The sequence below is a fragment of the Azohydromonas sp. genome, from assembly GCF_035325925.1.
Lineage (GTDB): Bacteria > Pseudomonadota > Gammaproteobacteria > Burkholderiales > Burkholderiaceae_C > Calidifontimicrobium.
The window spans coordinates 1-21,680 of sequence record NZ_DAOKZA010000033.1 but is presented as its reverse complement, the minus strand read 5'-3'; the positions used below and the strand labels follow the sequence as shown (position 1 = coordinate 21,680).

The window sequence follows — 21,680 nt, the reverse complement described above, 5'->3', positions numbered from 1 at the left end:
GGCTGGCATCATAGGCCGCATGCCGTCGCCCCACGCCTGGCTGGTGCGCTTCGCGGCGCAGGGGCGTGTGCGCCTGGCCGAGCTGCTCGACACGCTGCACGACTGGCCGTGGCTGGCCACGCTGGCCACGCTGCGCCAGCGCTTCCGCGAGGACCACCTGAGCCTGACCGCCAGCAGCCTGACCTTCACGACGCTGTTCGCGCTGGTGCCGCTGATCACCGTGGTGTTCACGGTGTTCTCGGCGTCGCCGATGCTCGCCGGGCTGCGCCGCTCGTTCGAGACCACGGTGCTGCCTGCGCTGCTGCCGGGCGAGATCGCGCGTCCGGTGCTGCTGGCGCTGACGCGCTTCGCCGAGCGCGCGCTGGCGCTGGGCGGCGTCAGCCTCGCGGTGCTGCTGGTCACCGCGCTGGCGCTGATGCTGACCATCGACCGCACGCTGAACACGATCTGGCGCGTGCGCCGCCCGCGCCCGTTCGGCCAGCGCATGCTGATCTACTGGGGCGCGCTGACGCTGGGGCCGATCGTGCTCGCGGTGAGCCTGACGGCGTCGTCGTACGCGCTGTCGGCGTCGCGCGGCTGGGTCGGCCCGCTGTCGGGCGGCGCCGCGTGGCTGCTCGGCAGCGCCGACTTCGCGCTGCTCGCGGCGCTGATGGCCGGATTGTTCCACTTCGTGCCGAACACCCACGTGCGCTGGCGCCACGCCTGGGCCGGCGGGCTGTTCGTCGCGCTGGGCATCGAGCTGGCCAAGCGCGCGATGGCCTGGTACGTCGGCGCGTTCCCGGCCACCGCGGCGATCTACGGCGCCGCCGCGGCGCTGCCGGTGCTGCTGCTGTGGGTGTACGCGGTGTGGGTCATCGTGCTGCTCGGCGCGGTGATCGCGGCGTACGCGCCGAGCCTGTCGATGCGCGTCGCGCGGCGTGCCGCGACGCCCGGCCACCGCTTCGACCTCGCGCTCGAACTGCTGGGCGTGCTGCAGCTCGCGCGCGCGACCCCGCGCCACGGGATGTCGCTGCACGACCTGGCGGCGCAGCTGCGGCTGGACCCGCTGCAGGTCGAGCCGGTGCTCGACACGCTGGCCGCGCTCGACTGGGTCGGCCGCCTCGACGAGGACGGCATGCAGCGCTACACGCTGCTGTGCGAACCGCAGGCCACGCCGGCGCAGCCGCTGGTCGACGCGCTGCTGCTGTCGCCGACCACCGTCAGCGCGCGCTTCCGCGCCGCGACGCGGCTGGGCCAGCTGACGCTGGCCGACCTGCTCGCCGCCGAGCCGGGGATCGCGGCGTAGCCGGTCAGCCCAACGCGTCGCGCAAGGCGCGCAGCACCGCGTCGGGCGCCTCGGCCATCATGTTGTGCCCCGCCTGCACGACGTGCACCTGCGCGTTCAGCGCCTGCGCCAGGTCGCGCGCGCGCTGCGGCGCGGTCATCTGGTCGACGCGGCCGAGGATGCACGACACCGGGCAGGCCACCTTCGCCGCCGCCGCCTCGCCGCCGCGGTAGCGGTCGCAGGTCGAGAACTCGTGGTGGAACAGGTTCAGCTCGCGCCAGCCGTCCTGCATGCGGCGCATCAGCGCGCGGTTGCTGCCGTGCAGCCACATGCCCGGCCCGGGGAACGAGGGCTTCGCCGCCGTCGACGCGTGCGACCACGCGGTGACCATGTCGATCGCGCGGCGCGGGTCCGCCTGCGCGGTGGCCAGCAGCGTCTCGGAGACCTGCATCGGGTACGCCGTGCCCATCAGCACCAGGCGCTCGGCGCGCTGCGGCGCGCGCCCGGCGGCCTCGAGCGCGACCAGCGAGCCCATGCTGTGGCCGACCAGCGCGGCACGCGACACGCCCGCGGCGTCGAGCAGCGCGAGCAGCCAGTCGGCGAGCGCCTCGACGTCGGGCAGCGGCGGGCCCTCGCTGCGCCCGTGCGCTGGGAGATCCACCGCCAGCACGCTGCGGCCGTGGTGCGCGCACCAGCGCGCCAGCAGCGTCCAGCAGCTGTGGTCGTGCAGCGCGCCGTGCACGAACACCACCGTGGGCCGGGCCGCGTCGAAGGGCTTGCCGCCGGTGTAGGCGTAGGCGGCGCGGCCGTGCACGTCGAGCTTCATCGTCGCCTCACCCGGCCTTGTGCGCGGCCTTGAACGCGCGCTTGAGGTCCTCGATCAGGTCGTCGGGGTCCTCCAGGCCGATCGACAGCCGGATCGTGCCCGGGCCGATGCCGGCCGCGGCGAGTGCCGCGTCGTCCATGCGGAAGTGCGTCGTGCTCGCCGGGTGGATCACCAGCGAGCGGCAGTCGCCGACGTTGGCGAGGTGGCTGAACAGCGCGAGCGCCTCGATGAACGCCTGCCCCTGCCGGCGCGAGCCCTTCAGGTCGAAGCTGAACACGCTGCCGCAGCCGCGCGGCAGCAGCCGCTTGGCCAGCGCGTGACTGGGGTGCGTTTCGAGTTCGGGGTAACCGACCGACGCGACCATCGGTTGCGCGGCGAGGAAAGCGACGACCTTGCGCGTGTTGTCGACGTGGCGCGCCATGCGCAGCGGCAGCGTCTCGAGCCCCTGCAGCACCAGCCACGCGGTGTGCGCGCTCATGCACGCGCCGAAGTCGCGCAGGCCCTCGCGGCGCGCGCGCAGCAGGAACGCGCCCACCGTGCTCTCCTCGGTGAACACCATGCCGTGGAAGCCGGTGTACGGCTCGCTCAGCTCGGGGAAGCGCCCCGAGCGGTCCCAGTCGAAGGCGCCGCCGTCGACCAGCACGCCGCCGACCACGGTGCCGTGGCCCGAGAGGAACTTGGTCGCGCTGTGGTAGACGAGGTCGGCGCCGTGCTCGAAGGGCTTCATCAGCCACGGCGTCGTGAACGTGCTGTCGACCAGCAGCGGCAGCCTCGCGTCGTGCGCGATCGCCGCCACCGCCGCGACGTCGAGCACGTCCAGCCCCGGGTTGCCCAGCGTCTCGCCGAACAGCAGCCGCGTGTTCGGCCGGATCGCGGCGCGCCAGCCGTCGAGGTCGCCGGGGCGCACGAACGTGGTCTCGATGCCGAAGCGCCGCAGCGTGTAGTGCAGCAGGTTGTGGCTGCCGCCGTACAGCGCGGTGCTGGCCACCAGGTGGCTGCCGGCACCGGCCAGCGTCGCGATCGCCAGGTGCAGCGCGGCCTGGCCGCTGGCGGTGGCGATCGCGCCGGCGCCGCCCTCGAGCGCAGCCACGCGCTCCTCGAGCACCGCGTTGGTCGGGTTGCTGATGCGGCTGTAGACGTGGCCGCTGCGCTCCATGTTGAACAGGCTCGCGGCGTGCTCGCTGTTCTCGAACACGAAGCTCGTGCTCAGGTGGATCGGCACCGCGCGCGCGCCGGTGGCGGGGTCGGGCGCGGCGCCGGCATGCAGCGCGAGGGTGTCGAAACCGGGGTCCGAGGGGCCGGGCATGGGTTGATCCGGGGCTGTCGTCGTCGGGCGATTGTGGGCTATATTGGCCCGGCGAGGCCCCGGGGACACGGGCGAGGAGAGTGGAGCATGAAGGTCAGCGACATCCTGCGTGTCAAGGGCGGCACGCTGTTCACGGTCCCGCCCGACCAGCCGTTGTGGCAGGCGATCCAGACGATGGCCGACAACGACATCGGCTCGCTGGTGGTGATGGACCACGGCGACCTCACCGGCATCCTGACGTTCCGCGAGGTCATCGCCAGCGTCGTGAAGAACGGCGGCAGGGTCGGCGACACGCTGGTGCGCACCGCGATGGACGACGCGCCGCTGACCTGCACGCTCGAGACCGAGCTCGACGAGGTGCGCCGCATCATGCTGCAGCGCCACGCGCGCTACACGCCGGTGATGGACGGGCGCACGCTGATGGGCGTGATCAGCTTCTACGACGTCGCGAAGGCGGTGGTCGACGCGCAGGACTTCGAGAACCGCATGCTCAAGGCCTACATCCGCGACTGGCCGCTCGAGGACCAGCCGCGCGCCGACCAGGCGCAGGGCTGAGGCCCGCGGCGCTCAGGCCGCCGCCCCCGCCGCCTGCAGCCGGAACACCGCCACCGTCTCGGCCAGCCGGTGCGCCTGCGTGCGCAGGCTCTCGGCCGCCGCGGTGCTCTGCTCGACCAGCGCGGCGTTCTGCTGCGTCATCTGGTCGAGCTGGCCGACGGCGGTGTTGATCTCGCCGATGCCGGTGCGCTGCTCGCCGGTGGCGGCGCTGATCTCGCCGACGATGTCGGTCACGCGCTGGACGCTGGCGACGATCTCTTGCATCGTCGCGCCGGCGTCGCCGACCAGCTTCGAGCCGGCCTCGACGCGCTCGACGCTGCTGCCGATCAGCGCCTTGATCTGCCTGGCCGCCTCGGCGCTGCGCTGTGCCAGGCTGCGCACCTCGCCGGCGACCACCGCGAAACCGCGGCCCTGCTCGCCGGCGCGCGCCGCCTCGACCGCGGCGTTGAGCGCGAGGATGTTGGTCTGGAACGCGATGCCGTCGATGACGCCGATGATGTCGGCGATCTGGCGGCTGCTGGCGTGGATCTCGTCCATCGTCGCGACCACCTGCGACACCACGCTGCCGCCGCGGCGCGCGACCTCGGCGGCCGACAGCGCGAGCCGGCTGGCCTGGGCGGCCGCGTCGGCGCTGTGGTGCACCGTGCCGGTGAGCTGCTGCATCGAGCTGGCGGTCTGCTGCAGGCTGGCCGCCGCCTGTTCGGTGCGCCGGCTCAGGTCCTGGTTGCCGGCGGCGACCTCGCCGCTGGCGGTGCGGATGCTGTCGGCGCTGTCGCGGATGCCGCCGACCAGTCGCGTCAGCGCGGCCTGCATCTCGGCCAGCGAACGCTGCAGCGCGCCGAGCTCGTCGTGGCGGTCGACGCGCACGACGGCCGCCAGGTCGCCGCCGGCGATGCCCTGCGCCACCGCCACCGCGTCGCGCACCGGGCGGGTGATCCAGCGCGTCGTGCGCCACGCCACCAGGCCGCCGACGAGCAGCGCGGCCGCGCTGCCGGCCGCGAGCACCGTCAGGGTGCGCTGCACGACGGCCGACATCGTGTCGGTGGCGGCACGCACGCGCGCCTCGAAGTGCGCGCCCAGCGCGTCGAGCGCGGCGACCATGCCCTGCGCCAGCGGCACCAAGTCGGTGTCGATGCGCGTCGGCGGCTCGCCCATCTGGATGTCGTCGCGGATCTGCGCGCGCAGCGCGACGAAACGCTGGCGCTGCTCGTTGACGCGCGCGACCAGCGCGGCGGTGTCGGTGTCGTCGGTGCCCACCGACGCCAGCAGCTGCTCCTGCAGCTCGCTGGCGCGCGTGGCCACCGGGGCCATGTCCTCGGCGAGCCGCCCGGCCAGCGGCGCCAGCCGAGAGCGCACCGACTCGTCGTCGCCGGTGGCCGCGTCGAGCGCGGTGGCGTGCATCGCGCGGTCGAGGTTGGCGTGCACCAGCGCGGTCCAGCGCTTGACCAGCGCCAGCCGCTCGGTGTGCCTCACGACCTCGGCGTTGTGCTCGGCGATGCGCCACAGCTGCATCACCGCCAGCGCCGCGGCGAGCACGACGACCGCGAGCACCGCGGCGAAGCCGGCGCCGAGCCGGGTGCCCAGCCGGTCGAACGACCGCGGCGCGGCCAGCGGCGCGTGGAGGGGCGCTCGCTCGGAGCGCCGGGGCAGCGAAGGCAGCAGTCGCTTCATGGTGGGCTCGTCGGCAGGGGGAAGAAGCCACAGGACGGCGCGACAGCGCGTCGCGCCCCTGCTGCGGTTTCGGCCGCGCGGGCGCGCACTTGAGGCGCCCCGCCCGCGGCACCCGACCGACTGCACGCGCGCCCGCCGCGCGACACGGGTGCCCCGGCGCTCGGTTAGCCTCGCGCGATGCCCGCCGCCGACGAGACATCGCGTACCAGCGTCGGCGCGGCGCCCGCCGCGGGCGGTGCGAACCGCGCCGACCGCGCAAACCGCGTCGGCCCGCCGGCCGACGCCAGCGCCGCGCGCGGCGCCTGCACCGACGCGAGCGCTCGCCTGTTCGTCGCGTTGTGGCCAGACGCCGGCGTCCGCCGCACGCTGGTGCGCTGGCGCGACCGCTGGCATTGGCCGGCGTCGGCGCGGCTCGTCGCGCCGCACGACCTGCACATCACGCTGCACTTTCTCGGCGCGGTGCCGCGCGGCGCGCTGCCGGCGCTGCGCGACGCGCTGGCCTGGCGCGGGCCGGCGTTCGAACTGCACCTGGGGCCGGTGCTGCCGTGGTCGGGGGCTCTGGCGGTGGCCGGCGTCGACGACCCGCCGCCGGCGCTGTTCGCGCTGCACGCGGCGACGGCCGGCACGCTGCGCGCGCTGGGCCATCGCCCCGAAGCGCGTGCCTACCGGCCGCACGTGACGCTGGCGCGCCGTGCCCCCGGCGCGCGGCCGCCCGACACGCCGCTGGACTGCCGCTGGACCGTGCACGAGTTCGTGCTCGTCGAGTCCGGCGGGCCGGCGGGGCCCGGGTACCACGTGCTGCGGCGCTACCGGCCCAACGGGTGAAGTGCGGCGGCGGTGCTGCGCAGGGCAGGTCGTCGAGCCAGCGCAGGCGCGCAGCGCGGCCTGGGTCGCCTGCGTCCGACGGCGTCGACCATCGGGGCCGCAGGGTTCGTGCCGCTCGCGGAGCTCGCGGCCTGAACGCCGTCCAGGGCTGCGCGGGCAGCCCTGGAGCCGCGGGCTTCGTGCCGCTCGCAGAGCTCGCGGCCTGAACGCCGTCCAGGGCTGCGCGGGCAGCCCTGGAGCCGCGGCGTTCAGTCCCTTGGACGGAAGACGATGACGATCGACGACGGCACGCGCCCGTCGACGTCGCGCGGCAGCACCGCGGTGCGGTCGATGGCGCGCAGCACCGCGTCGTCCCAGGCCGGCACGCCGCTGCTGCGCACGATGCGCCGCGCGACGATGCTGCCGTCGGGCAGGGTGCGCAGTTCGACCTCGGCGGCCGGGTTGCCCGGCACGTCGTCGGTGAAGATGATGTTCGGCTTCACGCGCGCGACGATGCGCCCGGCGTAGCTCGCCGACGGGCCGGCGTCGCGCGCCGCCGCGCCGGTGGACGACGCGCTGCCGCTGCCGGGCTGCTGCGCCAGCTCGCGCAGCCGCGCGAGGTTCTGCTGGCGCTGCTGCTCGATGCGCTGCTGCTGCGCCTGCTCCTCGCGGCGGCGCTGTTCGAGTTCGCGCTGGCGTTTCACCTCGGCCTCGCGTTGCGCCTGCGCTTCGCGCCTGGCGCGTTCGTCGCGCTGGCGCTTCTCGGCCTCGGCGCGTTCGCGCTGGTCGCGCAGGCGCTGCGCCTCGCGCTCGCGCCGCGCCTGCTCGGCCTGCTGCCGGCGCAGCTGCTCGGCCTGGCGCTCGCGCTCCTTTTCGATCGCGATGTCGGCGTCGCGGCGCGGCGGCGGCTCGGCCGGCGGCGGCGCCGGCGCGGGCGGGGGGGCCGGGGCCGGCGCGGGTTCGGCCGGCGTCGGTGCGGGTGCGGGCGGTGGCGCCGGTGGCGCGGCGAACTGCGGCACCGCGGCCCACAGCTCGGCGGCCACCGGCGTCGGGTCGTGGCTGCGCCACTGCAGCCCCAGCGCCAGCGCGCCGACCAGCGCCAGGTGCGCGCCGACGGCGAACGCCGCGCCCGGGCCGAGCCGGTCGGGGCTCGCCGGCTTGAGCGGGTCGGCGGGCAGCGCGGGGTTCATCGCGACGACTTGCGGGTGGCGGTCAGCCGGCCTGCCGCACCGCCAGCCCGACGCGCTGCACGCCGGCGCGCTGGAGCCGGTCCATCACGCGCACGACGGCGTCGTACTTGACGTTGCGGTCGGCCGAGATCACCACCGGCACCTGCGCGTTGCCGCCCTGCGCCTGCTCGACGCGCGCGGCCAGCTGCGGCAGCGCCACCGATTCCTCGTTCCTGCCGTCGACCTTCAGCCGCAGCCGCTCGTCGGCGTCGACGATCACCTCGACCACGCTCGGCGCGCGCTGCTGCGCGCGCCCGACGCTGGGCAGGTCGACCACGCCGACCGTGATCAGCGGCGCGCTGACCATGAAGATGATCAGTAGCACCAGCATCACGTCGATGAACGGCACCATGTTGATCTCGTTCATCGTGCGCCGGCGCCGCGCGCCGCCACGTCCTGCGAGCTGCGGCATGGTCAGAACCTCGACGCCGCGGCAGGCGCCGCGGGCGCGGGCGGCGGCACGCTGGCGTTGCGCTGCAGGATGTTCGAGAACTCCTCGATGAAGGTCTCGAGCTGGATCGCGATGCGGTCGATGTCGCGCGCGAAGCGGTTGTACGCGACCACCGCGGGGATCGCCGCGAACAGCCCCAGCGCCGTGGCCACCAGCGCCTCGGCGATGCCCGGCGCGACGGTGGCCAGCGTCACCTGCTGCAGGTTCGCCAGCCCGACGAAGGCGTGCATGATGCCCCACACGGTGCCGAACAGCCCGACGTACGGGCTCACCGAACCCACCGAGCCGAGGAAGCTCAGGTGGCTCTCGATCATGTCGAGCTCGCGCTGGAAGCTCGCGCGCATCGCGCGGCGCGCGCCGTCGAGCTGCGCCGCGGCGTCGAGGCGCTTCTCGCGCAGCTTCAGGAACTCGCGCATGCCGCTGGCGAAGATGCGCTCCATCGGCGCGCCGTCGCCGGCGGCGCGCGCCACCGCCGCCTGGTGCAGCTCGTTGAGGTTGCGCCCCGACCAGAAGTCGCGCTCGAAGCCGTCGTTGCGCGCGCGCACGCGCTTCAGGCCGAACAGCTTGCCGAAGATCACCGTCCAGCTCGCCAGCGAGACGGCGAGCAGGCCGGCCATCACGATCTGCACCACGACGCTGGCCTGCAGCACCAGCGAGACGATCGACATGTCCTGGTTCATCGGGGAAGGGCGTGCAACGTCGCCGCGTCGGCGATCGGCTGGGGGATGCGCCGCGGCGCGAAGGTGGCGGCGTCGACGCAGCCGATGCGGATCTCGCCCTCGGCCAGCAGCGTGTCGCCGCGCCAGGCCTGCTGCGCGATGTCCAGCGTGGCGCGGCCGGCGGCGGTGACGCCCACCGTCACGTCGAGTTCGTCGTCGAGCCGCGCCGGACGCAGGTAGCGCACCGCGGTGGCGGCGACGACGAACATCAGCGCGTGCCGGTCCTTCAGCGCCTGCTGCCCGAAGCCCAGCGCACGCAGCCACTCGGTGCGCGCGCGCTCGAAGAACCTCAGGTAGTTGGCGTAGAACACCACGCCGCCGGCGTCGGTGTCTTCCCAGTACACGCGCAGGCGGTGGCGGAAGGCGGTGGGCGAGGGGACGGAAACGGTCATCGGTCGGGGCGCATTATCGGCGCCCCGTCGCCCGACGACTTCCTGCCGCGCTCGAACCAGCCTTCGGTGCGCCGCTTCCACGACTTGCGCAGCAGGTGCGGCAGCAGCAGGTGCGGCGGCATGCGCAGCCAGTGGCTGCGCACGTAGAGCACGAACTCCGCCGGCGCCGACAGCGGCAGGCGCATGCTGTGGTGGGCGGTGGCGAACGCGGCGGTGAACAGCCGGTCCATCAGCGCGCGCACCGGCGGCGACGGCGCCGCCGGGCAGCGCGCCAGCACGTCGGCGGGCACCGGCGTGGCGAGGATGCGTTCGGCGCAGCGCAGCGCGTGGTACAGCGGTCGTCCCAGGTTCAGCGCCGCGGCGCGCTGCAGCAGCCGGTCCCAGAAGCCCGGCTCGGCGGCGTAGGCGCGCAGCAGCGCGTCGAGGTCCACGAGGTCGCGCAGCCCGTGCTGCCACTCGCCTTCGTGGAACAGGTGCGTCGCGCTGTGCAGCACCTGGTCGGGCCGCGACGGGATCGAGAAGCGCGCGAACGCGGCCAGCGGCGTCGCCGCCGCGAGGATCAGGTCGGGGCGCGTGCGGATGCGCGCCGTCTCGGGCAGCAGGTCGTGGTGCAGGTCGATCACCGTCTGGCGGCGGATGTGCACCATCGGCGGCAGTTCGTGCATCCACTGCCGGTAGTAGCGCTGGTCGTAGGCGTCGTGGTGGCTGGCGTGCCAGCCGCCGAGCATCAGCGCCGGCTCGGCGGCGCCGAGCTGGTCCTTCGGCACCATCAGGTCGATGTCCGAGAACAGCCGCCCCGGCGCCGGCGGCAGGTCGGCCGCCGCGTACGCCGCGCCCTTGAGCAGCAGCACCGGGCCGGGCAATTCGTCGAGCGCCTTCGACAGGTGGACGAGCTCCCAGCGCACCGCACGCTGCTGCTGCTCGGCGATCGTGCGGTGCGCGGTCAGGTGGCGCTGCACCGGCACCGGGATCGCGCCGTCCACGCCCGCCTGCCGCGCCAGCGCCGCCAGCCGGCCCAGCAGCCCGGCCGCGGCGGCCTGGCGCACGACGAGGTCCCAGTCGTCGTCGCCGAAGCCGGCCATCGCCGCCGGCTCGCGCAGCGCGTGCAGCAGCTTCGCCGCCGCGGGGATCATGCGACGAGGTCCTCGAACACGCGCAGCGCGTCGTCGAGGTCGGCGTACTCGAAGTCCCAGCAGTCGCAGGCGTCGATCAGCGCGGCGTTCAGCTCGAAGCCCAGGCGGCCGAGCAGGCTGTAGTTGAAGGCGTGGGTGGCGTTGTGCATGAACGCGTCGGCCTTCGGGCGTGGGTGCAGGCGGGTGGTGGCGCCGGCGCGCCAGCGCGGGAACACGACGTGGGCCGCGCGCGCCTTCTCGTCCATGCGCGCCACGCTGTGCGCGCTCGGGCGCAGGTGCGACACCGTGCCCTTGTGCGTGTCGGCCGCGACGTCGCCGAGCACCGCGGCGGGTTCGCGTGCACGGATCACGTCGATCGACCGGTTCTTCAGGCTCACGGGTCGCGCCAGCGGCACCAGCAGGGCGTCGTCGCGGTCGACCATGGTGATCTCGTCCGACAACAGCCGCCAGCCGGCCAGCATCAGCGCGGCGGTCAGCGTGCTCTTGCCCGCGCCGGGGTCGCCGGGCAGAACGACCGCACGACCGTGCCGCTCGAGCACCGCCGCGTGCAGCAGCAGGTAGTGGTGCGCGCGGGCGGCCACGCACCAGTTCATGCCCCACTCGAGCATCGCGAAGGCCTGCGCGGCGGGCAGCGGCTTGAACGGCGCGTGGCCGTCGACGAGGAACTCGACCTGCGGCCGCAGCCAGCGCCGCGGGCCGCGCCCCGGCAGCAACTGGACGTGGAAGTCGTGGAAGCCGGCTTCTTCGCGCAGCGGCGTCGCCGCGTACAGCCGATGCAGCCCGCGCGCCACACTGCCCAGCGGCGACTGCACGCGAAACCGCAGCGGCCCCGTCGCCAGCGACAGGCCGTCACGCAGGCGCCGCGACAGCGCGCGCGCGTCGAGTTGCCCCAGCGTCAGCACCGGGTGACGAACCCGAGGTCCGCCAGCGCCACCAGGCAGGCGTCGCGGTGCGGATCGGCCGGGTCGTCGGCGACGATGCCGCCGGACGTCGTCAGCGCCGCCAGCGCCTCGCCGGCTTGCGCCGACAACCGGTAGGTGTCGTTCGACAGGGCGTGGTGCACCACCACCTCGTCGCCCCAGCGACGCATGTCGGGACTCGCGTCGGCAGCGATGCGCCACCGCGTGCCGGTGCAACTGCCGTCGTCGGGTGGGTGGGTGCGGGACGCCCCGTCGGGGCGGTGCCTCGCAGTTGCAGGGTCGGCCGCCGCATCCGGCGTCGGGCCGGGCCTCGGCCACTCACTCATGCGAGCGAGTCTACGCCAGCGGGTACAGGCTCTCGAGGTACTCGATCACGCGGCCTCGCGGCCACGACTTGCTTGCGGTCACCCAGTACGAGCCGCCGGTGCAGGTGGCGTTGTACATCGCGATGATCGTGTGCGCCGTCACCGGGTAGCTCAGCCCCGAGTTGAAGGCTTCCTGCGCGTTCAGCAGCGACGTGACGACCGCGCGCGCCAGACGGTATAGATCGGTCAATGCCGTGTCGCTCGGATCCGCACTGGCCAGCACCTGCAGCATCGTGGCGGGATTGGTGCTGGTCGTCGTGTCCATGGTGCACACCGGCGGGCTCCCCACGGTGCGGTTGTAGAAAGTCGCGGTCAGCGCCGGAACGCCGCCACCGGGCGTGTAGCCGTTGAAGTTGGTCCCACGCAACCGGACGCCGCCGGTGAAGCTGCAGTTGGTCGCCTGCGGCTGCGTGCCCTTGACGAACGGTGACGGCCAGGCCGACGCCGAGAGCCAGTCACCCCGAGACAGCCCGACCACGCAATCCTCGGCCAGCCCCTGGCGCGACAGGTTGCCCGACACCTGCCCCGACACCGTGCAATGCGTCAGCGACGCGCCGAGCACCGGCTTGCTCGACAGGGCCCCGAGCACCACCGGCACGGCGGTGCCGGCGCGGGTGAAGCGCCGCCGGCCCAGGTCGGGCGTGTCGGCGGGCGGCTTCGGCTGGTCGTGCATGCTGGTACTCAAGATGTCAATGCAACCGGAAGCAATTATCGGACCTCGAGCCCAAGTTGTTGATCCTGAACGACTTCGTGATGATCGAAACCGTGAATGTCAAGTTTCCCGACGGGTTTGCGCGGGTTCCGGACCTTCCTGCCCGAACGATCGGCCCGGTGTGCGCGCCCGCCCGTGCGCCTCACCCGGCCCGCCGGCGCCCGAGCATACGCCCGCCGGCCCCGCGTCGCCCACCTCGCGCCGCCAACTGCTTCATGCAACCGGCGTTCGGCGCACGCCGAATCGACCGGGACCTGCGCCGCAGCGTGCCACCGACCGACGACGCCGGCAACCCCGTGAATGGGCGCCGATGCGCCCGCCGATCACGTGACGTATCGCCGAGGCGGCCGGAGCGGGCTGCGGATAATCGCGCGACGCCCGCCGGCAACCCGAACGACGACAAGCCAGATCGGCCACCCAAGATGAAATACCTGCTCACCGGCGCCGCCGGCTTCATCGGCATGCACACCGCGCAGCGCCTGCTGGCGCGCGGCGACGAGGTGGTCGGGCTCGACAACCTGAACGACTACTACGACGTCGCGCTGAAGCAGGCGCGCCTCGCCCGGCTGGAGCGCCAGCCGGGGTTCCGCTTCGTCAAGCTCGACGTCGCCGACCGCGCCGGCATGGACGCGCTGTTCGCGCGCGAGCGCTTCGACCGCGTGATCCACCTCGCCGCGCAGGCCGGCGTGCGCTACTCGCTGACCAACCCGCACGCCTACATCGAAAGCAACGTCGTCGGCTTCACGCACGTGCTCGAAGGCTGTCGCCACCACGGCGTGCAGCACCTGGTGTACGCGTCGAGCTCCAGCGTGTACGGCGGCAACACGCGGCTGCCGTTCTCCGAGCACGACAGCGTCGACCACCCGGTGAGCCTGTACGCCGCCACGAAAAAGGCCAACGAGCTGATGGCGCACACCTACAGCCACCTGTACGGACTGCCGACCACCGGGCTGCGCTTCTTCACCGTCTACGGGCCCTGGGGGCGGCCCGACATGGCGCTGTTCCTGTTCACCAAGGCCATCCTCGAGGGCCGGCCGATCGACGTCTTCAACCACGGCCGCATGCAGCGCGACTTCACCTACGTCGACGACATCGTCGAAGGCGTCGTGCGCGTGGCCGACCGCGCCGCCACGCCGGACCCGGCGTTCGTCTCCGACACGCCCGACCCCGGCACCAGCAACGTGCCGTACCGCGTGTTCAACATCGGCAACCACCAGCCGGTGCCGCTGCTCGACTACATCGCCAGCCTCGAGCGCGCGCTGGGCATGACCGCCGAGAAGCGCCTGCTGCCGATGCAGGACGGCGACGTCCCCGCCACCTACGCCGACACCGACGCGCTGCGCGAGTGGGTGGGCTTCCAGCCGGCCACGTCGATCGACGTGGGCATCGAGCGCTTCGTCGCCTGGTACCGCGACTACCATCGCGTGTGACTGCGCCATCGTCACGGCCGCGATGCCCTCCGTCCTGCTGACGCGCCGCCGCGCCGCGCTGGCGCTGACCGCGCCGCTGCTGACCGCGGCCGCACCGGCCGGCGCGGACCTGCGCGACGTCGTCGCCCGGGTCAAGCCGTCGGTGGTCATCGTCGGCACCTTCAACCCCACTGCCAGCCCGCGCTTCGCGCTCAAGGGCACCGGCTTCGTGGTCGGCGACGGCAACCTGGTGGTGACCAACGCCCACGTGCTGTCGGGCGACGCCGACGCGAAGCCCGGCGAGCCCGGCACGCGCCAGGTCGTGCAGGTCTGGCGCGGGCCGCGCGACTGGAGCATGCGCGGCGCCACCGTGGTCGCGTCCGACCGCGCGCGCGACCTGGCGCTGCTGCGCATCGACGGCGCCGCCGTGCCGGCGCTGCCGCTGGCCGAGCCGGCGGGCATCCGCGAAGGGCAGTCGATCGCCTTCATCGGGTTTCCCATCGGCGGGCTGCTGGGCTACTCGCACGTCACGCACCGCGGCATCATCTCGTCGATCACGTCGGTGGCGCTGCCCACGCCGCAGGCCGGCCAGCTCAGCGAGCGCGCGGTGCGGCGGCTTTCGGAAGGCAACTTCGAGGTCTACCAGCTCGACGCGGTGGCCTACCCCGGCAACAGCGGCGGCCCGGTGTTCGACGCCGACACCGGCGAGGTGGTCGGCGTCATCAATATGGTGATGATCAAGGGCACGCGCGAGTCGGCGCTGTCCACGCCGACCGGGCTCACCTACTCGATCCCGGTGCGTTTCGTGCGCGAACTGCTCGAACGGCGCTGACGCCGGCTGGCCCGGGTTCCGTCTGCACGGGACCGGACGGAGCCGGGTCGGCCGACGCGGCTGGACCCGGCGTGACCGCAGCCTGGACGACCGAACCGGTTGTCTCTGCCGGATGCGGGTCCGGTGTTTGTGTCAATCGGTGTGTGTCCACCCCTCATTCGAGGGGGTCGGTGGCTTGCGTTGATCGTGTCCCAACGCGTGGTGTAGGTCCACAGCCCGGAAGGGCCGAGATGCACGCGGGTCTCAGCGCTGCACAGCAGACAGCCGAGGCTGGGCAGTATCGCTGAGCGACTGCAGGCCCTCAAGCTGCATGTAGCGGCGCTGCAAAGTCCACTCGTCGTTCTGCTCGAGCAAGATGGCGCCCACCAGGCGCGTGACGGCACGGTCGTTGGGGAAGATGCCCACGACATCGGTACGCCGCTTGATCTCGGCGTTCTGGCGCTCCAGCGGGTTGGTGGAGTGGATCTGCAGCCAGTGCGCTCGGGGGAAGTCCATGTAGGCCAGCACCTCGTGCTCGGCGCTGTCCATGAGCGCGCCGATCTTGGGGAACTTGCCCCGCAGCTGGTCGGCCACGACACGCCACTGCTCGCGCGCGTTGGCCGCCGTCTCCTGGGCGAAGACGGTGGCAATCGCTGCGCTGACCATGCGGCGCTGGGTCTTCGGGGCGTGCGCCAGGGCATTGCGCATGAAGTGCACGCGGCAGCGCTGCCAGGTGGCCTTGAGCACCTTGGCGGCGGCGGCCTTGATGCCCTCATGGCTGTCGCTGATGACGAGCTTGACCCCTCGAAGACCACGCCGCGTGAGGCTGCGCAGGAACTCGGTCCAGAACGGCTCGGCCTCGCTGGCGCCGACCTTCATGCCCAGCACCTGGCGCTGGCCGTCGGTATTGACGGCAACAGCCACTATCACCGCCACGCTGACGATGCGGCCGGCCTCGCGCGTCTTGACGTAGGTGGCGTCGATCCACAGGTACGGCCAGTCGCCCTCGATGGGGCGCTCGAGGAAGGCGCCCACGCGCTCGTCGAGCTCGGCGCACAGCCGGCTGACCTCGCTCTTGGACACGCCGCTCATGCCCAGCGCCTTGACCAGCTCGTCCACCGAACGCGTGGAGATGCCCTGGACGTAGGCCTCCTGGATGACGGCGGCCAGCGCCTTCTCGGCGGTGCGGCGCGGCTCCAGGAACTCGGGGAAGTAGCTGCCGCGGCGCAGCCTGGGGATCTTGAGCTCGACAGTGCCCGCGCGAGTGTCCCAGGTCCGCTCGCGGTAGCCGTTGCGGCTGTTCAGGCGTGCGCCCGGGGCCTTCTCGTCGTAGCCGGCGCCGCAGCGGCCCTCGACGTCGATCTCCATGAGGCGCTGGGCCATGAACTGCACCATCTGGCGCAGCACGTCGACATCGGGTCCCTTCTCGGCCAGTTCGGCCAGTGTCATGATCGGTGCGGTCATCGTGGAATCTCCTTCGGACAGGTTGGTTGGGTCGCACCTCAACCTTATCCGGGGCCACGATGGCCACCCCGAGCGGGACGGCCGCCGCCGCGCGGCAAGCCGCTACGGGTTACGCCCTTCGGGCTGCACCCGGCGCGTCTTGCCGCGCACCGAAGGACTTACACCACTTCCTGGGACACCACCCTTGCGTTCGACGGCGACATCGACGTGCGACACACCACTCCCCCGCCCCGCGGCCAGCGCCGGCGACGCAGATGACCGGTGAATCGGGGCCATTTCTGCGCCGCAACGCGCGTCGAACCGGCTTGCGGCGGACGTGCGCAGCACGCACTGGCCCTTCGGCCGCCCGCAGGCCCCTGCAACGAGGCGTCCGCGCCTGCGCCACGGCCGACGCTTTTTGTAACCAGCCCCCCCGCTGTTGGGGGGGTGACGCGGGCACAATTCACGCCAGTTCGGTAGTGTCTACGGTCGTGGAGGGGGAGAGCCCATGAACAGTGTGTCGGTCGTCGAACCGCAGCATGGCGTCGTCCCGTTCGGCCTGCACCCCGCGGCGCCGCAGATACACATGCCGCGCACCGCACTGCCGGCCGCCGGCGGCCACGCGGACACGCTGGCGCTGCTGAGCATCGACCACGGCCGCGCCGACGGTACGCAGACCTTCCGCATCCGTGCCGCGCAGGCCGACACGCAGCGCCGCGCCGCGCGTCAGCTGGTGCGCCGCATGTACTCGCACCGCGGCTACCTGACGCCCGAGGCCGACGAGCCGGTCAACCCGCACACCGTGACGCTGGTGGTCGCCCGTGCCGAAGAGGCCGTCGGCACGCTAACCGTGGGCTTCGACTCGCCGGCCGGGCTGCTGTGCGACGAACTGTTCGGTCCCGAGGTCGACGCGCTGCGCCGCGCAGGGCGCCGCGTGTGCGAGTTCACCAAGCTCGCGCTCGACGTCGACGGCAACTCGCAGCAGGTGCTGGCCAGCCTGTTCCACATGGCCTACCTGCACGCGCACCGCATCCGCGGCTGCGACGACGTGCTGATCGAGGTCAACCCGCGCCACGTCGGCTACTACAAGCGCATGCTCGACTTCCGCGTCGTCGGCGAGGAAAAGCTGTGCCCGCGCGTCAACGCGCCGGCGGTGCTGATGGCGCTGGACCTGTCGCACACGCGGCGGCAGATCGAGCTGTACGCGGGGCGCTTCGACATCCTCGCCACCGAGCGGTCGCTGTACCCCTACGCTTTCGCGCCTGCCCAGGAGAGCGAGTTGCTGGGCATCCTTTTTGGGTCTGCGACGGCGCCTTCTCACTGTGTGGCCTAACATCGCTGTTTGAAGGCGGAACCATCCGTCCACGATCGGCGGGCTCCGGCAGTTGCACAACTGTTCGGCTCGATGCGCGTTCGGCGCGTGGGGCTTCGACCAAGGTTCCCGTTCGTGGGGGGGAGGCCTTGCGACTAAGACGCCGGCCTGACACTCAGCTGCGGCGCGCCCCGGCGCAAGTGCCGATCTTCGGTCGGTGACGCCAGTCGTCTTCCACAAGGTCGAGGTTGGCGTTTCGCACCCGGCCCACCCAAGCCGGTGGGGGGCACAAGTGGAGCTCGCCGGTTGGCAGGGCGCACGCATGCCGCGGCAGGCCCATGTAAGGCACGTCGACAACTGCGCCCAGGGCTGTATCCCGCCGGCAAGTGGCACGCGCGGAGACCCAATGTATGTGTGGCAAGGTTGGCCCCCAGGGAAGTTCGCCGTCCGGTTCCTCTAGCAGCGCGGCGCGCGGCGGGGACGGAAGCGCTTGCCGCGAAGTGCGCGTTCAGGCTTGCGGGCGTGGGCCCCGCGTCGCGCCCGCAAGTTGGGCTCGCGGCGCAAATGCAGACTGCGGGCGTACGCCTCGGACCACAATGACGGAAAGTCGGGGGCACCGTCCGCGACCCTGACTCGACTGGTAGGCGACGGATGTCGATCCGCTTTACAGGTCGATATCTCGCAGACGGCAACCCGAAGCTCGGTTCGGAAAATTTGCCAGACAGAACAACAGGTTGAGTTGCTCCCCCCGTCCGGTTGGCACGCGTTCTGCTAGATGATCGACACGCGGCAGGTAGCCGCTGTTCTCGGCAAGCAAACAGGTCCCCCATGGCCCAGAAGGAGTTCAACATGACGACGATCCGCAAGGCGTGTGCGAGTGCGGTACTCGCCGCGTCGGCATTGGCTGGAGTGAGTGCCCAGGCAGCGCCGACCTTCGGCGATGGCTTCAACGGCATCTACTTCCAGAACTTCGAGACGCTGTTCCGCGCGTCGACCGCCTGCACGGCTGCGACCTGCGAGGCCGCCATCGCGGGGGATCCGGCGGGTTACCAGCGCGTGCGGCGCGACGTGATCGGCAACATCAGTCAAGGGGATCTGTTCATCGGTATTCTGAACATCCAGAACATCGACAGCCCCAATCAGGGCACGGAGGTGTGGAGCACCTCCGCCGGGGATCGCTTCCGCGGGTACTTCGTGCAGGAAGTCCTTAACGTGAACGCCGTAGTTCCGACCAACGCAATCATCACGCTCGGGGCGGGCACCGACCCGTTTGGCTTCCTGGCTGCGGGCGAGATGTTCGCGCTGTACACGGGCGCCTCGCAGCTGAATACCGGTGGATCTTTGCTGAACAGCATCAATTCGGCGACCGCCGGTACGCTGTGGGGCAAGCTGGGACTCGGCACGGAGGGTTATGCCTACACCGCGACAGACCTGACTCAACTGATCACGTCGAGCAACACCGAAGCGTTTCTCGGGCTTAATCTGCTGTTCGCGGGGCCGTCGTACAACGCAGGCCCGTTGGCGTACATGAACGACTTCAACGAGGACTTGTTCGGTGGCGTTGCCGCCGCGGATGCGGCGGAAGTGTGCACGGCGGCGGACCTCGCGAATGCGAATGTGTCGTGCACGAACTTCGCCGGCACGAGCGAGATCGAGCAGAACGTGAACTACAACCCGGGGACGACTACCGGGTCGAACAACTGGCAGTACGCCAGCAACGATCCGTTCAAGTTCTACACCGCGGTGCCGGAGCCGACGTCGCTGGCGCTGATCGGCCTCGGTCTGCTTGGGTTGGGTGCGGCCCGCCGTCGCCGCTCCGCCTGATCGTTAGGTTCTCGGTTTGACACGACGCCCGGCAGCCGCCGGGCGTCTTGCTTTTGCGCCCGGCACGGCTGCCTCACGACGGTGCGATCCCCTCCGCGGTGCCAACTGGAGTGAACCCCTGAGGTAGGGCGGGCCGCGATCGTTGGACCGATGCGCCGGCGAAGAGACGTTCGAGGACGTCACCGCTCGATCGCTGCGACTCAGCGAAGAGATCCACAAGAGTCGCCTCCACTCGGCGCTCGGATCTCGTCCACCTGCAGCGTTCAAGGCACAGCTCGGCGGGCAGCACAAGGCACACACCGGGGCGGAAGGAGGCAGGCAGAGCCACTGTCGGGGCACGCGATGTGGTGATCCGCGGCGCGCGCCTCGGACGCGACATCGCTGGTCATGATCGCGGTACGTCGCGATTGCCGCGATGCAGCAGTGCCGTTCCGATCACGATCGCGCCAATGCCGCACCACCGGGTCGGGCTCACGTGCTCGGCGAAAACCAGCATCCCGCCCGCAACGGCCACGCCGTTGGTCACGGCCAACTGCAGCGGCACGATGACGGCGGCCCTGCCGCGCTGGAAGGCGGCCTGAAGCAGGACGAGCCCCGCGACGTTGGCGGCCATCACGGCCAGCAGCATCGGATCGAGCGCGAATTCCCACGGCATGGGTGGCGCGGTGGCCGCGGCGGTGGTGGCTGCGGCCGACGTCATCGCCTTGGTCAGCGTGGCGCCACATCCAAACGCGAGGCCCACGGTTAACGCCAGCGCCAGCTCGCCGCGTGCCCCGCGGCGCACCGCCAGCAGCAGTGCGCCGGCGGCGGCCAGCGACGCGGCCAGCAGCCCGAGCAACGACGTGCTGTCGATGTGCGTTCCCGGCGATGCCGACGGGTCGAATGCCAGCGTCGCCGCACCGGCGATCGTCACCGCGATGCCGAGCCACTCCTGGCGCGACATGCGCTCGTGAAGAAAGGCAACGGCGAGGAAGATCAGGAACACGTCGCCAACCGTCATCAGCGGCTGGACCAGGCTGATATCGCCGAGCGTCGTGGCGCGGATGAAGAGCAGCCATCCGGCAATCGTCGCCGCGAGGCCGCTCAGCCATCGCCAGTCACCGAGAAGCGCGCGCGCGACCTGCAACGGCGGTGCGACACCGATGCGCGGCTGGCCCCGTGCCGAGATCTTCCACAGCAAGTAGCCCACCTGCATGCACAAGGTCGCGCCCAGCGCTATCACGACCACGCTCACGGGGCGCACCGCTGTGCCAGGCTGGCCATGCGTCGAGTCCGCTTCAGCGTTGCATGGCCCGGCCCACAAAGAGGCCAGCGTAGAGCCGTTCAAGTTCGTCGACGACGACTTCAGGACGAAAGCGCAGCGAACGCTGCTTGCCGGCCTCGCCCAATCGCTGTCGCAACGCCGGGTCCTGGGCGATGCGGTGGAGCGCTTGCGCCAACGCGTCGGGCCGGTCGTGCGGGACGATGAAGCCGTTGACCTCGTCGTCGACGAGTTCGTCGGCCGACACCACGGTGTCGGCGACGATCACCGGCTTGCCGAACCACATGGCTTCCATCGCCACCAGACCCTGCGTTTCCACGAGCGACGGCAGCACGAACACGTCGCAGGCGGCGTAGTGCCGGGCCAGCGGCGCGTGCGCCAGGAAGCCCAGGAAGCGCACATCGGCGTCGATGCCCATTGACTGCGCGAGCCGGCCCAGCCGATCGCGCTGACCGCCATGGCCCGCGATCCACAGTTCGGCCCGGCCGGTGAACCGCTGGCGAAAGCGGGCGAAGCCGTCGAGCAGCAGCGGTAGGTTCTTCTCCGGATCGAGCCTTCCGGCGAACATCACGACGAAGTCGGCGTCGCGCGTCGCCGGTTCCGGCTGGGCCTGCGCCGGGAAGCGCACCGGGTTGCTGATGTACGTCACCGGCGCGGTGATGCCGGTGCCGGGTAGCTGCGCGGCCATGTTGCGCGAGACCGCGATCACCGCGTCCATGCGGTTGCAGCGGCGCACGATCTCGGCGCGGATCAGCGGCCGCAGCGGCCGCATCGGCAGCGGCTGCGTCAGGTGGTCCTCGGTCATGTGGTAGGTGTAGACCTGCGGCAGGCGCATCGACGCGGCCACGCGCATCGCCCTGACGAGCATGACGCCCAGGTAGTGGTGATGCAGCAGGTCGGGTCGGACTTCGGCGAAGATGGCGCGCAGCCGGCGCACCGACGGCAGCGCCTGGTAGAAGCCGAACGCCCGAACGGTGAACACGCGGTGCACGTCGACGCCGCGCCAGGTCTGGCGTTCGGGCTCGCCACGGCGTCGTGTCGTGACGACGCTGACCCTGTGGCCGCGACGGGCCAACTGCTCGCTCACCGCCTGAAGGTGCGTGCCGACACCGGTGGCCGCCGGGATGAAGTCGTCCGACAGCATGCATATCGACAGCGGCACGGCCACGTCCTACTCAGAAGTACGCCGTCACGACGACGCCCACCGAGTTGCGCGCAGGCACGATGCCGAACTCCGAGCCGGCGTCGCCGCCGTTGTGCTGCGCCTGCAGCG

21 protein-coding genes are annotated in these 21,680 nt (G+C 71.9%); 7 read left to right on the top strand and 14 right to left on the bottom strand.

Translation table 11 applies throughout. From position 1 onward, the window contains the following. Positions 1 to 19 precede the first annotated feature (19 nt). Entirely contained in the window at positions 20 to 1,285 is a 1,266-nt protein-coding gene (locus PKC53_RS12775) for a YihY family inner membrane protein (RefSeq protein ID WP_324429148.1), read from the top strand. A 4-nt stretch (positions 1,286 to 1,289) separates the two neighbouring features. Here PKC53_RS12775 and PKC53_RS12770 read toward each other — a convergent pair whose 3' ends face one another. Next, positions 1,290 to 2,090 (bottom strand): alpha/beta hydrolase, encoded by an 801-nt coding sequence (locus PKC53_RS12770; RefSeq protein ID WP_324429146.1) that lies wholly within the window; start codon positions 2,088 to 2,090, stop codon positions 1,290 to 1,292. Between the two features lie 7 nt (positions 2,091 to 2,097). Then, positions 2,098 to 3,396, bottom strand: a complete 1,299-nt coding sequence (locus PKC53_RS12765; RefSeq protein ID WP_324429144.1) for an O-acetylhomoserine aminocarboxypropyltransferase — start codon at positions 3,394 to 3,396, stop codon at positions 2,098 to 2,100. An 87-nt stretch (positions 3,397 to 3,483) separates the two neighbouring features. Here PKC53_RS12765 and PKC53_RS12760 point away from each other — a divergent pair, with 87 nt between their 5' ends. Continuing rightward, on the top strand, positions 3,484 to 3,951 hold the full coding sequence (locus tag PKC53_RS12760) for a CBS domain-containing protein (protein WP_324429142.1): 468 nt from the start codon (positions 3,484 to 3,486) through the stop codon (positions 3,949 to 3,951). A gap of 12 nt (positions 3,952 to 3,963) precedes the next feature. Here the strand turns inward: PKC53_RS12760 and PKC53_RS12755 are convergent, their stop codons facing one another. After that, positions 3,964 to 5,622, bottom strand: a complete 1,659-nt coding sequence (locus tag PKC53_RS12755) for a methyl-accepting chemotaxis protein (protein WP_324429140.1) — start codon at positions 5,620 to 5,622, stop codon at positions 3,964 to 3,966. A gap of 177 nt (positions 5,623 to 5,799) precedes the next feature. Here PKC53_RS12755 and thpR point away from each other — a divergent pair, with 177 nt between their 5' ends. Next, positions 5,800 to 6,447: an RNA 2',3'-cyclic phosphodiesterase gene (gene thpR, locus PKC53_RS12750; RefSeq protein ID WP_324429138.1), complete on the top strand. Its 648-nt coding sequence runs from the start codon at positions 5,800 to 5,802 to the stop codon at positions 6,445 to 6,447. Between the two features lie 248 nt (positions 6,448 to 6,695). Here thpR and PKC53_RS12745 read toward each other — a convergent pair whose 3' ends face one another. From PKC53_RS12745 to PKC53_RS12710, 8 genes are all read right to left on the bottom strand, one after another. Then, a complete protein-coding gene (locus PKC53_RS12745) occupies positions 6,696 to 7,616 on the bottom strand; it encodes a cell envelope integrity protein TolA (RefSeq protein ID WP_324429136.1) in 921 nt (306 codons plus the stop codon). Between the two features lie 22 nt (positions 7,617 to 7,638). Beyond that, positions 7,639 to 8,067, bottom strand: coding sequence for a protein TolR (gene tolR, locus PKC53_RS12740; RefSeq protein WP_324429134.1), 429 nt, complete (start codon positions 8,065 to 8,067; stop codon positions 7,639 to 7,641). Positions 8,068 to 8,069: 2 nt separating this feature from the next. Then, on the bottom strand, positions 8,070 to 8,786 hold the full coding sequence (tolQ, locus tag PKC53_RS12735; RefSeq protein WP_324429132.1) for a protein TolQ: 717 nt from the start codon (positions 8,784 to 8,786) through the stop codon (positions 8,070 to 8,072). Then, on the bottom strand, positions 8,783 to 9,217 hold the full coding sequence (gene ybgC / locus PKC53_RS12730) for a tol-pal system-associated acyl-CoA thioesterase (RefSeq protein WP_324429130.1): 435 nt from the start codon (positions 9,215 to 9,217) through the stop codon (positions 8,783 to 8,785). Before ybgC ends, tolQ begins: the two co-directional genes overlap by 4 nt. Beyond that, positions 9,214 to 10,350: a nucleotidyltransferase family protein gene (locus tag PKC53_RS12725; RefSeq protein ID WP_324429128.1), complete on the bottom strand. Its 1,137-nt coding sequence runs from the start codon at positions 10,348 to 10,350 to the stop codon at positions 9,214 to 9,216. Before PKC53_RS12725 ends, ybgC begins: the two co-directional genes overlap by 4 nt. Next, complete coding sequence (locus PKC53_RS12720; RefSeq protein WP_324429126.1) at positions 10,347 to 11,252, bottom strand: HprK-related kinase A; 906 nt, start codon at positions 11,250 to 11,252, stop codon at positions 10,347 to 10,349. Before PKC53_RS12720 ends, PKC53_RS12725 begins: the two co-directional genes overlap by 4 nt. Beyond that, entirely contained in the window at positions 11,246 to 11,440 is a 195-nt protein-coding gene (locus PKC53_RS12715) for a hypothetical protein (RefSeq protein ID WP_324429124.1), read from the bottom strand. Before PKC53_RS12715 ends, PKC53_RS12720 begins: the two co-directional genes overlap by 7 nt. A gap of 166 nt (positions 11,441 to 11,606) precedes the next feature. Then, positions 11,607 to 12,308, bottom strand: coding sequence for a hypothetical protein (locus tag PKC53_RS12710; protein WP_324429122.1), 702 nt, complete (start codon positions 12,306 to 12,308; stop codon positions 11,607 to 11,609). A 461-nt stretch (positions 12,309 to 12,769) separates the two neighbouring features. Between PKC53_RS12710 and PKC53_RS12705 the strand changes: the two genes are divergently transcribed. Both PKC53_RS12705 and PKC53_RS12700 read left to right on the top strand, forming a co-directional pair. After that, positions 12,770 to 13,777, top strand: a complete 1,008-nt coding sequence (locus PKC53_RS12705) for an NAD-dependent epimerase (RefSeq protein ID WP_324429120.1) — start codon at positions 12,770 to 12,772, stop codon at positions 13,775 to 13,777. A 22-nt stretch (positions 13,778 to 13,799) separates the two neighbouring features. Further along, positions 13,800 to 14,588: a serine protease gene (locus PKC53_RS12700; RefSeq protein ID WP_324429118.1), complete on the top strand. Its 789-nt coding sequence runs from the start codon at positions 13,800 to 13,802 to the stop codon at positions 14,586 to 14,588. A gap of 243 nt (positions 14,589 to 14,831) precedes the next feature. On the opposite strand, the gene PKC53_RS12695 is transcribed toward PKC53_RS12700, so the two are convergent. Then, the gene (locus PKC53_RS12695) at positions 14,832 to 16,031 is read right to left on the bottom strand and encodes an IS256 family transposase (RefSeq protein WP_324429116.1); all 1,200 of its coding nucleotides are present in this window, start codon (positions 16,029 to 16,031) and stop codon (positions 14,832 to 14,834) included. Between the two features lie 487 nt (positions 16,032 to 16,518). On the opposite strand from PKC53_RS12695, the gene PKC53_RS12690 reads away from it, so the two are divergent. Both PKC53_RS12690 and PKC53_RS12685 read left to right on the top strand, forming a co-directional pair. After that, a complete protein-coding gene (locus PKC53_RS12690; protein WP_324429114.1) occupies positions 16,519 to 17,343 on the top strand; it encodes a long-chain N-acyl amino acid synthase in 825 nt (274 codons plus the stop codon). Positions 17,344 to 18,171: 828 nt separating this feature from the next. Beyond that, positions 18,172 to 19,146: a PEP-CTERM sorting domain-containing protein gene (locus PKC53_RS12685; RefSeq protein ID WP_324429112.1), complete on the top strand. Its 975-nt coding sequence runs from the start codon at positions 18,172 to 18,174 to the stop codon at positions 19,144 to 19,146. A gap of 385 nt (positions 19,147 to 19,531) precedes the next feature. On the opposite strand, the gene PKC53_RS12680 is transcribed toward PKC53_RS12685, so the two are convergent. Together PKC53_RS12680 and PKC53_RS12675 are read right to left on the bottom strand one after the other, a co-directional pair. After that, complete coding sequence (locus tag PKC53_RS12680; RefSeq protein WP_324429110.1) at positions 19,532 to 20,380, bottom strand: EamA family transporter; 849 nt, start codon at positions 20,378 to 20,380, stop codon at positions 19,532 to 19,534. 43 nt (positions 20,381 to 20,423) lie between these two features. Beyond that, the gene (locus tag PKC53_RS12675) at positions 20,424 to 21,575 is read right to left on the bottom strand and encodes a glycosyltransferase family 4 protein (RefSeq protein ID WP_324429108.1); all 1,152 of its coding nucleotides are present in this window, start codon (positions 21,573 to 21,575) and stop codon (positions 20,424 to 20,426) included. Between the last annotated feature and the right edge of the window lie 105 nt (positions 21,576 to 21,680).